14 protein-coding genes are annotated in these 11473 nt (G+C 42.7%); 9 read left to right on the top strand and 5 right to left on the bottom strand.

Going from position 1 to position 11473, the window contains the following annotated elements; all coding sequences use genetic code 11:
• Window positions 1–225: 225 nt before the first annotated feature.
• The 4 genes from ACTIE0_RS18055 to ACTIE0_RS18040 all read left to right on the top strand — a co-directional run bounded on the left by ACTIE0_RS18055 (window position 226) and on the right by ACTIE0_RS18040 (window position 4311).
• Window positions 226–672, top strand: a complete 447-nt coding sequence (locus ACTIE0_RS18055; RefSeq protein WP_006623982.1) for a hypothetical protein — start codon at window positions 226–228, stop codon at window positions 670–672.
• A gap of 24 nt (window positions 673–696) precedes the next feature.
• Window positions 697–1731: a M42 family metallopeptidase gene (locus ACTIE0_RS18050; protein WP_006623981.1), complete on the top strand. Its 1035-nt coding sequence runs from the start codon at window positions 697–699 to the stop codon at window positions 1729–1731.
• A 392-nt stretch (window positions 1732–2123) separates the two neighbouring features.
• Window positions 2124–3152, top strand: coding sequence for a lipoprotein N-acyltransferase Lnb domain-containing protein (locus tag ACTIE0_RS18045; protein ID WP_231296335.1), 1029 nt, complete (start codon window positions 2124–2126; stop codon window positions 3150–3152).
• Window positions 3153–3195: 43 nt separating this feature from the next.
• Entirely contained in the window at window positions 3196–4311 is a 1116-nt protein-coding gene (locus ACTIE0_RS18040; protein ID WP_006670868.1) for a lipase family protein, read from the top strand.
• A 32-nt stretch (window positions 4312–4343) separates the two neighbouring features.
• Here ACTIE0_RS18040 and ACTIE0_RS18035 read toward each other — a convergent pair whose 3' ends face one another.
• Window positions 4344–4898, bottom strand: coding sequence for a GGDEF domain-containing protein (locus ACTIE0_RS18035; RefSeq protein ID WP_231296334.1), 555 nt, complete (start codon window positions 4896–4898; stop codon window positions 4344–4346).
• A gap of 291 nt (window positions 4899–5189) precedes the next feature.
• Here ACTIE0_RS18035 and ACTIE0_RS18030 point away from each other — a divergent pair, with 291 nt between their 5' ends.
• Window positions 5190–5333, top strand: coding sequence for a hypothetical protein (locus tag ACTIE0_RS18030; protein WP_006623975.1), 144 nt, complete (start codon window positions 5190–5192; stop codon window positions 5331–5333).
• A 24-nt stretch (window positions 5334–5357) separates the two neighbouring features.
• Window positions 5358–6017 carry a hypothetical protein gene (locus ACTIE0_RS18025; RefSeq protein ID WP_006623974.1) on the top strand — a complete coding sequence of 220 codons (660 nt, stop codon included), beginning with the start codon at window positions 5358–5360 and terminating at the stop codon, window positions 6015–6017.
• A gap of 305 nt (window positions 6018–6322) precedes the next feature.
• Here ACTIE0_RS18025 and ACTIE0_RS18020 read toward each other — a convergent pair whose 3' ends face one another.
• Window positions 6323–6811: a PDDEXK family nuclease gene (locus ACTIE0_RS18020; protein ID WP_006623972.1), complete on the bottom strand. Its 489-nt coding sequence runs from the start codon at window positions 6809–6811 to the stop codon at window positions 6323–6325.
• 5 nt (window positions 6812–6816) lie between these two features.
• On the bottom strand, window positions 6817–7029 hold the full coding sequence (locus ACTIE0_RS18015) for a helix-turn-helix domain-containing protein (protein ID WP_006623971.1): 213 nt from the start codon (window positions 7027–7029) through the stop codon (window positions 6817–6819).
• Between the two features lie 83 nt (window positions 7030–7112).
• On the opposite strand from ACTIE0_RS18015, the gene ACTIE0_RS18010 reads away from it, so the two are divergent.
• Window positions 7113–8135, top strand: a complete 1023-nt coding sequence (locus ACTIE0_RS18010) for a DNA-methyltransferase (protein WP_006623970.1) — start codon at window positions 7113–7115, stop codon at window positions 8133–8135.
• Between the two features lie 104 nt (window positions 8136–8239).
• Here ACTIE0_RS18010 and ACTIE0_RS18005 read toward each other — a convergent pair whose 3' ends face one another.
• Entirely contained in the window at window positions 8240–9721 is a 1482-nt protein-coding gene (locus ACTIE0_RS18005; RefSeq protein ID WP_006623969.1) for a CIA30 family protein, read from the bottom strand.
• A 134-nt stretch (window positions 9722–9855) separates the two neighbouring features.
• Here ACTIE0_RS18005 and ACTIE0_RS18000 point away from each other — a divergent pair, with 134 nt between their 5' ends.
• Together ACTIE0_RS18000 and ACTIE0_RS17995 are read left to right on the top strand one after the other, a co-directional pair.
• Entirely contained in the window at window positions 9856–9978 is a 123-nt protein-coding gene (locus ACTIE0_RS18000; RefSeq protein WP_006623967.1) for a Z-ring associated ZapG family protein, read from the top strand.
• A gap of 73 nt (window positions 9979–10051) precedes the next feature.
• The gene (locus tag ACTIE0_RS17995) at window positions 10052–10417 is read left to right on the top strand and encodes a hypothetical protein (protein WP_006623966.1); all 366 of its coding nucleotides are present in this window, start codon (window positions 10052–10054) and stop codon (window positions 10415–10417) included.
• A gap of 145 nt (window positions 10418–10562) precedes the next feature.
• On the opposite strand, the gene ACTIE0_RS17990 is transcribed toward ACTIE0_RS17995, so the two are convergent.
• The coding region (locus tag ACTIE0_RS17990) for a HEAT repeat domain-containing protein (protein ID WP_439516948.1) at window positions 10563–11473 on the bottom strand (911 nt) is incomplete at its 5' end.

Raw genomic sequence — 11473 nt, 5'->3', positions numbered from 1 at the left:
GTGCTTACGACCGTGAGCGAGTTTAAAGACTACGTGGTGTATATAGCTCCTAAAGTTGAAGTCATAAAGCAGGGGGTAGTAACCCTGTTCCTACTGACAAAATAGGGTATCCACATCAGGAGCCGTGTGATGTGAAAGTATCAAGCACGGTTTTGAATGGGAGTTGGGAAAGGTGACTTTCCTTTCGACCCCTACCAATTGTCATCCGGTGGTGAGGAGTAGATCATGAAAAAGTGGCAATTGTTGACCATAACTGGTTTGGCGATGGTCGGGAGTATTCTGTCCGTTGGGTCGGCTTCTGCTCATCATCATCATTATATTGATGAGTGCAATACATTTCCGCCCCATAGACCCCATCCACAACCTAGACATGATCAGCCAACTAGATACCATGACCCCCACCCACACCATGATCCTCACCCGGTACAATACCATCGACCTCGCCGCCATCGACCTGCTCATGAGTATCCTTATACTCTGCGACCTGTGATCAACTACCAGGATTTTTATAGAAATCCCGATCTAAACCCACCCATTATCGAACCGCCTCCTCTAATGGATATGCAATCAATGGTCGATGTGAATTCGGAACGAGCATTTATAGTTTTAATTGTGTTGATTTTTTTGGGAATTTGGGGGCCGATTTTTAAACCCAAGAAAGACAGTAAATAATCCATAACATATAGGGGGGATTAATTGGAATTTGACCAACTATTTGCCACTATTGAACAGTTAGTGATGTGTCACTCTCCTAGTGGCGACGAGTCCGAAATAGATGGCTTCCTGCTCGATCGCTTTTCGGATTTGGGGGTGAAGGTGTGGAAAGACCAGGCGGAAAATGTCATCGCTGAAATACCTGGTCAAAATCCTGATGTGGCGATCGCTATTACCGGACATAAAGATGAGATAGGCGCTATTGTTAATAATATTGAACCTAACGGACGGGTCAGGATTCGGAAATTAGGGGGATCTTTTCCTTGGGTTTATGGTGAGGGAGTCGTAGACCTACGGGGAGATAATCAGACAATTTCAGGCATTCTTAGCTTTGGTTCCCGCCATATTTCCCATGAGTCCCCCCAAAAGTCTTTTCAGACTGAGAAGGCGTTAACCTGGGAGGATGCTTGGGTAGAAACTCTGCGATCGCCACAGGATTTACAAGCAGCCGGGGTGCATCCTGGTACTCGTGTAGTAGTAGGAAAACATCGCAAAAAACCTTTCCGCATGGGGGACTATATCGCTAGTTATACCCTCGACAATAAAGCCTCTTTGGCGATTTTATTAGAGTTGGCTAAACAGATTAAAAATCCTCCGGTAACCGTCTATTTGGTAGCCTCTGCTAAGGAAGAAGTGGGGGCGATCGGCGCTTTATATTTTACTAATCGCACCCGTCTGGATGCCTTAATTGCTTTAGAAATTTGTCCCCTAGCGCCAGAATATCCCATAGAATCTGGTGAGAAACCCGTGCTATTATCTCAAGATGGTTATGGCATTTATGATGAGGGGTTAAATGCTGAATTACGGAAAGCATCTCAGCGAGTAAATGTATCGATTCAATCGGCAATTATTCGGGGGTTTGGTAGTGATGCTTCTATTGCTATGAAGTTTGGGCATATTTCTAGGGCGGCTTGTTTGAGTTTTCCTACCCAAAATACTCATGGATTTGAGATTGCTCATTTAGGGGCAATTTCTCATTGCACTAGCATTTTGTTGAGTTATTGTCAAGGGTTATAATTTCCTGGATTTACAGGTCTTTATGGGATTTACAGCCATTTACAGCCATTTATGGGGTTAAACTAGAATCAGATTCAATCATGGAATTGGTGACAGATTCAGTGTAATGTGCAGTGATATGAAACCCCAAAGTTATAGCCAGCGACACAATCAGATAGCCTATCAAAAATAAAATGGCTACTTGATCAGCGGATTGTGAAGATTTGTTAAGCATAAAAGTTCATATTAAACTCTGTATTTATTATGATATCGAGTTACACTGCTAATCAATTCACCTGATGGGGTAATTTATTAGGTGATGGTTGCCAGATTTTTGCTATAATAGCTCTAATGGTGTCCGATGCGTTAGGAGGGCTGCATACTTGAAAAATAGGCAGATTTTCAGGATCAAGTTGCTTACTCTCACTTCGGCAATTTTCCTGTTGACTCCTGGGTTGTCTAGTAGAGCTGTGGAGACTAGACCTACTCTCCCTGATGCTAATTGTCGGTGTGATCTGAACGATCGCTTTGACCCTCAAGCTAAAATGCCACGGGGAATTTATCAGGGTCAGTGTATCAATTCCTGTCACCAGCGATCGCTACGACGTTTATCTGCTGCTGAGGCGGCTGAATATGGTATCGAACCCGAGGCGATCGCTGTAGCTAATGTCAGTCACCAAAATCAGTTTTGGGTCGCTAAAATTCTCCCCAACTCCGTAGCCGAAGTTATCTATCAACTGGAAAATTTCCCATCTCCTATTCCCGCCGCCCATACCCAACTAAGATTTCGTTTTTCTCCCGGTTCCGAGGTCCTGTTAATTCCTCAAATTCCCGGTTCTCCCCAGTCCCCCGTGCAGCTAAAAGACCTGATTTTTTCAGTGGAAGCTGTCGCCGTGGTGGGGGGTAACTTTGATTTGGTGGCGGGTTTCTTTGATAATTTTGCGATCGCCTATCGTTTGGTTTCTTTGGAGTCCAGAGTTCAACGGATGATTATTCAAGACGGTAATCAAGTTCAACAAATTCAATTAAATTTAACCCCAGCACAAAAAAATCAGTTACTTTTAAATGCTATAACCAAAAGCCACCAAGCTGGGTTAACTCAAATGTATAATACCCTGAATATAAATTGTACTACCGAAGTCTTTAGAATCATTGACCAAACCATTGGCTATCATAGGGCTCCTCATTCAGAAGAGGAAATTTTTATTAATGCACCTACGGGAGAACAGATATCTATGTTATTCGCCAATGGTATATTAAATCAACAGGCGATTAATCAGTTTTTGGCTGATAGTTTAGATGCCACTCAGTTACAATTTTTGCAGGAACATATCCCCACCATTTCCCCCAACGCTTTGCAACGTCGAGGGATTAAAGGAATGGCGATCGCTGATTTGAATGATGAGTTAAAAAACACTGGTGGTGGCGGGATGATTTGGTAGTATTAGCAGTCATTAACTACCCAGTTTTTTAGGGTAAATTATCATGGTGAAAAAACGGCTATTTCTGTATTCAACAATGGTGGCAACTTTAGTTATAGCCACCGGAATTCGTCAACCATCTTCAGCCAATGTACCCCTGATCAGTTCTCCCGAGTTTGAGTCCCTATGTAGGTCGGGAAATAGAGAATGCGAAATGATTGGGAAAGCCTCTCACTTCACCACCCAGTTAATCTACGAGTTATTTCAGGCGGAGAACACTGGAAATCAAGCCGCTAGACAGCAGGCGATCGCCAATATAGCCGCACTATATGAAACTGAACCTGATGCTATCAAAGTAGTCAATACCCGATTAAGATTATCGGATTTCTTTCTGGTAGAAAAAGACCAGCATATGGGTGGCTATGCTGTTTTTTTAAGCCGGGGAGAATTGCTCCCTGGTGGTATGGAAAAAGTATCATTTGTAATTGGGTTTAAAGGTCTTTATCCTAGCTTAGAAGACCCCAACGATATCGCTGTCGCTGTCTCTGCTTTACCCGAACATCTTTATCCTGGTGCTGGTGCGTTAATTCATCAAGGGTTCCGTGATTATTCCGGTTCTGTGTTTAATCATCAAATTTCCCAAGAGATGATCAAGGATATTCTAGACCTTCAAAATAACCCGAAAACTGATGTGGAAATTGTCGTCACCGGACACAGTTTAGGTGGGTCGAGTATTCTCTATGCGGCGATGTTAGTTGATGCGGGGGTTAATCCTGAAAATTTAAAAGTTATAGTTTTTGGATCTGGACCTGTAGCACAAGCTAATTTTATTAGTCAATATCCCGATTTGATCCCTAATATTATCCGCATTGAAACTCCGGGGGATATGCTACTTTATGATGATGATTCTCCCATGAAACCTATCTATCGGGCTTTAGGTTATGTTCCCTTTGGAAGATTAATTAAAGCTACAGGAAGCGATCGCCTTAATCAACTTAACCAACAGTTTGCGATTCTCCAACAACAACAGCAGATTTCTCCATCCCCAGATTTTGATACCAAACGCCTTAACTTGCTACAACAAATCCTACAGGAAAGAATAGCGATTCATGTTTATAGTTATCGGTATTATTATCAGATTTATCGGCATCATCAAGGCGGTGGTGGTAGCTTGTGGTAAATGCCACTAATCATAACTTTTGGGGAGCTAATTTAAGCTAAAAAAGCCAAGGCTTTGTTTGTCGTTTTTGCCTTATGTAAGGCAGATTCCATGCGTTCTAAACAGGCATTCATGTGTTCATTATGATGCACTTGAGTAAAACCTATTCTGGCAGAACAGGTAATTACCGCATCATCTAAGTGAATTTCGCGACTTTTAAAGGCTTGCCAAATACGTTTGAGCGCAATTTTTGCCCCTGGTGGGTCCGAGAAAATCACCATCACAAATTGATTATTACCCCAGTAGGCTACCCAGTCGCATTCGCGTAGGTGATCCTGAATTTCTTGGATGAGTTCCATTAACACCTGATCAGTTTTCTGATATCCCTGTTGTTGGAGACACAGATCTAAACCCTCCATCCCCATTAGTGCCAAGGATACGGGTAGGCTGTGACGTTTAGCAATGCCTAAACACTGGTTAATGCGATTTTTGACTGCTCTAGGTTCACTGACACAACAAAAACAATCTTTGCTGTTCAGATATTCAGAGTCCTGTAACTCTGGCTGTGTAGGAATTTGAGAGTAAGAATTTATCTCATCTAGTGGCAAAGTTACCCACTCCTTACTCGAGGCATATATCATTTATATCATGTATTGATTAGCCTTGACTACCGCGATCGCATGACATTTACGCAACTGTCCATAACCTGGGGTCAACTCCACCCCCAGACCTCTACCTAAACGGGGGTTATAGAACACAAAGACACTGGTAGTGATGTGTAAGTCGTGATAGTATCACCTACGATCGCCACATTTGAGAGTTTTAATCCTACAGTAAAAACATAGACAAGCACAGACATCAGTATCTGACTAATCACCTTAGCAACAGGGGTTATATCTATGTTAACACACAATCAACGAAGCGATCGCACCTGTAAACAGCAGCCTAAAATTATAGTCCCATCTGAACAACAATTTTTAGCAGAATTATTAGATCGTCTATGTAAACAGGTCAATCATCTCGAAAGTATATCTGAAATTTAACCACATTTAATTAGGTAAATTACCATGCAATATCCAATTTTGTCTTTGCCAGAATCCGGCACAATTCGCGAAAATATCGGACAACCAACCCTCTATATTTTCACTGCTAACAAAGCAGAAAAAGTCACACTAATTGTTTGGGCGGGAACTTTGCAAGCTGAACTTTATAGCCCTTCCGGTCGCGAATTAGCCTTTGTATCTTCGGGTCGTTGGCAGGGAAATATGCCGGAAACTGGAATATATCGGGTGATGATTTATCCACGCATTGAGTCTACCAATTGTGCTATTGAGGTTCAAATTGAACGACCATCACCAGAACCCAAACCAGAACCCGAACTAGAAGATAAAGATAATTCTAACGATACTATAAACCAAAAATTATCTAAGTATCGTTCTTTACCAGATCGCCCTATTGTAATTCGTTCAGGGGAATATAACGGGTCTGTGGGGTTCACATTATCGGCGCGCAGTATTCAACCCCTAACTATTCGTTGTCGCCAGGGTCAAATGATGAAAGTGACAGGGTTTGGAGTCGAATTAGCGATCGCCGGTCCTCATGGCAAGATTTTAGAGACAGGAACCCAAAACATTTCTACCCGGCTACCAGAAAATGGAGTTTATCGGATACTGGCTATTGGTGGGGAATTACCCCTAGATACATTAGTTTCTGTGGATGTTCGCTAATTGCCAATTTGCTGGAATTGTGACAATTTTAAAACCCGGTTTTTGGTGGAATAGGGCTAATTTTAGGGCAGACCATAACCGGGAATAACTCTTTAATATCAGGTTAATTTTCCCAGTTTCCATAAATAATAAATTAGCGGGCATTATCGCCCGCTTTCACTACTTTAAGTAAGGTAATATTTAATCAGGTTGGAGAGTCGCAAATAACCCCGATTCCGGTGCCGAGTGGGGAGAGCGATCGCTGACAATTTTCTGAGGTTTTATCAGTCCATACATTGCTGGGTTAATCTTATCAAAAATAGCCCCTAACTGTCAATAGAGTATAATAGCTGTCCATGTTCAATAACGTACTTTAATGGGATTTTGGGATTGTTAATATCTTTTCCACCTTTACTGTACCACTGTTCTTCCCACTTCCTATAAAAATATTCTAAGTCTGAGGATGTAAGTTTATAAATATACAACAAGTTGATTCCCCGGTATACTGCAAAGATCCAGTCTACTTGTCTATATTTATCAATTATGCGCGGGTTAATGTGGTGATGAGTAGAAAAACTCTTAGTTAGAGCGATATTAACTGACTTGAGTTCAAATTCATTACCATCAGCATCTTTAGCATCATTCCCCTCCCTTCCAGGTATTATTTGTAATCCAGTTACCAAAATTACCTGTAAAAGTTTACCTCCATTATCTTGAAAAATATCATTAATTCCGTGTTTAGTAGCTAGTGCTTGATACTGCTGAATATATGGAAATAACTCGTCAAGAATAGCTTTGTCTGGATGAGATTTCATAGTTACTATTCCCTCAGAAGTTCAGTAATTTCAACATCAAGCGCCTTAGCTAGACGTTCCATATTGTCAATTGACACATTACGTTCCCCACGTTCCACAGAGCCTACATAGGTTCTATGTAAACCTGCTATATCAGCTAGGTTTTCCTGGGAAAGTCCTCGCATTTTACGAATTTGCTTTAATCTTTTAGCAAAAATATTTCTAGCACTAGATGGCATATTCTGATAGCTGACATATCCTATATAATATAGGTAGTGATGACCATACATCTACAGACTATAAGTAGCATAATTAATAAATCATGACCACAGAACAGATTAAATTTCCACTAGATCTCACAAAAATCAATAGCAAACCCAGTTATTATACTGGTCTGGGGGCTGCATTCTGTGGGGATTCTTTGCAATTGTTAAATCAGCTTCCTGATCAGAGCATTAACCTAGTCTTAACCAGTCCACCTTTTGCACTACAAAGACAAAAAGAATATGGAAATAAAACCCAGAGCGAATATATTGAATGGTTAGCCCAATTTGCCAGAGTTGTCTATCAAAAGTTGAAAGATGATGGCAGCTTTGTTTTAGATTTAGGTGGTGCTTATGAAAAGGGAAAACCTGTTAGAAGTTTGTATAATTTTAGGGTTCCTATTTATTTTTGCGATCGCATTGGTTTTTTCCTGGCTGAAGATTTTTATTGGTTTAATCCTTCCAAGTTACCAAGTCCTATAGAATGGGTTAACAAACGCAAGATTAGGGTCAAAGATTCAATCAATACAGTTTGGTGGTTTAGTAAGTCGGAATTTCCCAAATCCGATGTAACTAAAGTATTGACTGATTATAGCCCCAGAATGCAAAAACTGCTGGCTGATCCTGACAAGTTTTATAATGCCAAAAAGCGCCCATCTGGACATGATATTAGCAAATCCTTTGCTAAAAATAACGGCGGTGCAATTCCTTGTAATCTCTTGCAAATTCCTAATACAGATTCCAATAGCCAATATCTCAGGGGATGTAAAGCCTTGGGATTAAAAGCTCATCCTGCACGTTTTCCCAGTCAACTGCCTAAGTTTTTTATTCAACTTTTAACAGACCCCGGAGATATAGTCGTTGATATATTTTCTGGTTCTAATACCACGGGATTTGTGGCTGAACAGGAATGCCGCCATTGGTTGGCTTTTGAGACAGATTTAGAATATGTGGCGACTTCTTCGTTACGCTTTATGGAAGACAAGATTAATCAGCAGGATTTAAGTTTACTGCATCAAAAAGTTATGTTAGGTGAATCAGTCCCCCTTCTTCCTCATTCCCGGCAATTACAGCTTTTTTAATATCAGTTTACCCATCATATATCAGTATATATAGGATTGACCCGATTAACTCATAAAATAGCGGGCATTATCGCCCGCTTTCACTACTTTAAGTAAGGTAATATTTAATCAGGTTGGAGAGTCGCAAATAACCCCGACTCCGGTGCCGAGTGGGGAGAGCGATCGCCATTAGCCAAAGCCTTCACCTCCACAGTAACATTAGTAGCAGATGGTTGATTTAATGCCTTAATACAGAGTTCCGCAATATCCTCTCGACTGACTTTCCCCTTAATAGTATCTCCTTGGTCGAACATCAAAGCCTCGCCGCCAGGTTCTTCCGTCATAGCACAGGGGCGAATAATCGTATAGGGAATATTACTCGATCGCACTACATTTTCCCCTCGCAATTTCCAGGTTAAAATACCTCCCAATTGGTCATTCATTCGCACCGCCGGAGGTTCTTCGTCTAAATTTAATCCTGGTTTTCCCGGACGAGTGACACCCGCAGAACTCACCATCACCAGGCGAGGTTTAGCCGCATTTCCGTAGGCTTTAATCGATTCAATTTGCAGTTGAAACATACCCGCTTCAAACTTAGGGTTTAACTCCCCATCATATTCAAACTTACTCAGCATCAATTGAAACGCATAGACCGATTTTGAGTTAAACCCGGGATTATCTTTAAGGGTTTTGGCACGAAACACAGGAATCAATTGTTCAAAAGGAATCCTGATAGTCATGGGAATATTATAAACCGTATCAAAGGAATAGCAATAACCAATACTATCCCACTTTTCATCACAGCGGGCAATAAACTTATAACGCTTGCCATCTCCTTTCACCCGCAGTTCAATTCCCGCAAACTCCGATAAATCTAAAGGCGGTTCAAAATTCCGAGTTCTGACAGAGACAAACCCCCCAGAATTAGCCGTCGAAACATTGCCCGTAAATAAAGCAGCATCCCCAATTAGTCGCAGGGAACTTTCACTAACTCCCCCCATCACCACATCATCTAAAGCCCCCCAAGTCGCCTTTAGTTCAGCGTCTGGCTTGGTAAAATCAAACAGAATTTTTTGACCAGAATTTCGCAAGGTATTAGGGGTAGCATTAATCAGATTTTGAATGCCTTTATATTCCACCAATTCGGGAATATCAACCACCTCCGGCATATAAAATTTAACCCCTTGATAGTATTTTTCGCGGGTGGGGGTATCCCCTTCTACGGGTTGGACTCGGGTTCCTGAACAACAAATAATTGCCGTCACGTCCTGCATGACTTGGGGGGTAAGGGTTTCGGGGATGGTTAAATCAGCCTCCATGATATCAACCTTATTTCCCAGCATTTCTAGTCCCCGTTTCCGGTCTCGAACCAAGGCCCTTACTTTGATACCCTGTTGCTGGAGGCGTTTAACCACCCGCTTACCTACTCCCCCCGTCGCACCGACCACTAGGACGACTTCAGAGGGGGGACTCGGTGGCTTGGCTTCCCCCCCAAATAGCTTCTGTAGCCACCGACAACTACCTAGAAACGGAATTACGCCAAAATAGTTGAGGGTTTTTACAAACCGATTGATGTCCCAAGGTGCTTTTTTATTTTCTGTAGCCATATCTGTCCTTCAGGTGTTGCTGTTTACTATATTAAGATATGTTACAGAATCTAGGGGGTCGGTGATTACCCGTTCTCTGGCGGTGGGTATTTGTGCTAAGGTGTGGGTTAGACGGATAGCATGATATTCATTCTATGGAAAACATTGATTGGGAAACTGCGATCGCAGCGGGATTAGCTGGGATAATTTTTTTAGGTGCGATGCTGATGATGTTCACGAATTTTTGGACAACAGCCCTACGGAAAAAAGATGATTAAATTTTGGCAAAGATTCAGTATTTCCTGGGAAAACTCAGCTACACTTTAGGAAATTCTACCATTATAAAACACCATGATTTTAGATGTCAATAGTATCGCCGAATTTTCCCGCGCTAATTGTGGGATGATTTGCGCCTTCTTAGTCCCCATGAATTTAATCGCGACTCTGCAAACGATGATTTTTACAGCGGTGGGACGTTCTCAGCAGCAAATGTTATTGATGGTGGGATTTGCCAGTTTATATGCTGGGGTTCTAGTGGCTCATGTTTGGACTTGGTTTGCGATCGGTGTGGTGATGGCTCCCACATTTATTCTGTTATTTTTGGCCGCGGTTTGTGTGAGCATTAATATTTGGGCGATCGCTAAACCCACCCATATATCTCGCCTAATTCAATTAGTGATTTCCCTGGGCAAAAATACCCTACAACCGAACACCTAAGCCTCATCAATATGGTAGTAGCTTAGGGGTGGCTGCCATCGCCTTTTGGTGTCACCAACAACAACAATTATAGCCCAGTTTCCCGCAACCGGGTTATAGCAGAGCCATGTCCGATGCTCAGGGATTGAATGCTAATTTCACCGGTTCATCGTGCCAAGTTTTGCAACCACTGGAGGAGATGGGCAATCAAATCGGGGTCGCTTTCTAGGAATTGCGGTAATCGGCACTCGGGGAGGCGTTGGGGGACAATCACCGCCATGGGGGGATGGCTAAAGCGGGCGAGTTTATTGAGTACCGCGATATCAAAGCCTTGGGGGGGTGGGTCGGTGGGTTCTTCGTAGAGGATGAGGGCAATTGGATGGTCGCTGAGGTCATCCTCGCAGTAGGCTTGTAATTCGGCAATGGTACGGGGTTTACCGTCGGGACTGGGGGGACATCCGGCTTTTTTCAAGGTGGTGTAGATTTGCAAGGCGGGGTTACTAGGGTCGCTGAAGCGGCTGCCATCGATGCAAATGGCTTGGCAGTTGACGGGGTGGGTTTGGATGGCTTGGTTGAGGATTTGGGGGACAAGGGCGAGGTTACACTGTTGAATAAAGGGGGTGTTGTCTTCCACTTCGGGATGAGGGGTGGTGGGGAGATTGTGCCAGGGTTGATAAAATTCGGGATAGGGGAGGTTTTCGGCACAGTTGCAGATGAGTTTGTAGGATGCCTTGAATAGGTCAAAGTTGTTTTCGTAAACTTCATCGCTGAGGCAGTCTTTTAAGGCGGAGACGACTCCTGCATATTCTTCCGGTGTGGCGAGGATTTTCCCTAAACTCCATGCTGCCAGCCTACGGATATCTTCATCCTCAGTAGTGCGGATAATTTCGAGCAACCCAGCGATCGCCTCTGGATTTCCTGGGTCGATTTCCTCTAAACTATCTACCGCCAAGCTACGGGTACTTTCATTCTCAGTGGTGCGGATAATTTCAACCAACCCAGCGATCGCATCAGGGTTTCCCTGTCCGATTTCCTCTAAACTCCATGCTGCCCGCCAACGAGTCAATTTATCCTCAG

Source organism: Limnospira sp. (assembly GCF_051859755.1).
In the GTDB taxonomy this organism is placed as follows: Bacteria; Cyanobacteriota; Cyanobacteriia; order Cyanobacteriales; family Microcoleaceae; genus Limnospira; species Limnospira fusiformis.
The sequence above is the reverse complement of the archived record's forward strand: the minus strand, read 5'-3'. Positions and strand labels throughout refer to the sequence as shown.

Excerpts from the sequence above, each read along its gene's own strand:
- ACTIE0_RS18055 (WP_006623982.1), top strand. The coding sequence starts at position 226 with ATGAAAAAGTGGCAATTGTTGACCATAACTGGTTTGGCGATGGTCGGG.
- ACTIE0_RS18040 (WP_006670868.1), top strand. The coding sequence starts at position 3,196 with ATGGTGAAAAAACGGCTATTTCTGTATTCAACAATGGTGGCAACTTTA.
- ACTIE0_RS18030 (WP_006623975.1), top strand. The coding sequence starts at position 5,190 with ATGTTAACACACAATCAACGAAGCGATCGCACCTGTAAACAGCAGCCT.
- ACTIE0_RS18025 (WP_006623974.1), top strand. The coding sequence starts at position 5,358 with ATGCAATATCCAATTTTGTCTTTGCCAGAATCCGGCACAATTCGCGAA.
- ACTIE0_RS18020 (WP_006623972.1), bottom strand. The coding sequence starts at position 6,811 with ATGAAATCTCATCCAGACAAAGCTATTCTTGACGAGTTATTTCCATAT.
- ACTIE0_RS18015 (WP_006623971.1), bottom strand. The coding sequence starts at position 7,029 with ATGCCATCTAGTGCTAGAAATATTTTTGCTAAAAGATTAAAGCAAATT.
- ACTIE0_RS18010 (WP_006623970.1), top strand. The coding sequence starts at position 7,113 with ATGACCACAGAACAGATTAAATTTCCACTAGATCTCACAAAAATCAAT.
- ACTIE0_RS18005 (WP_006623969.1), bottom strand. The coding sequence starts at position 9,721 with ATGGCTACAGAAAATAAAAAAGCACCTTGGGACATCAATCGGTTTGTA.
- ACTIE0_RS18000 (WP_006623967.1), top strand. The coding sequence starts at position 9,856 with ATGGAAAACATTGATTGGGAAACTGCGATCGCAGCGGGATTAGCTGGG.
- ACTIE0_RS17995 (WP_006623966.1), top strand. The coding sequence starts at position 10,052 with ATGATTTTAGATGTCAATAGTATCGCCGAATTTTCCCGCGCTAATTGT.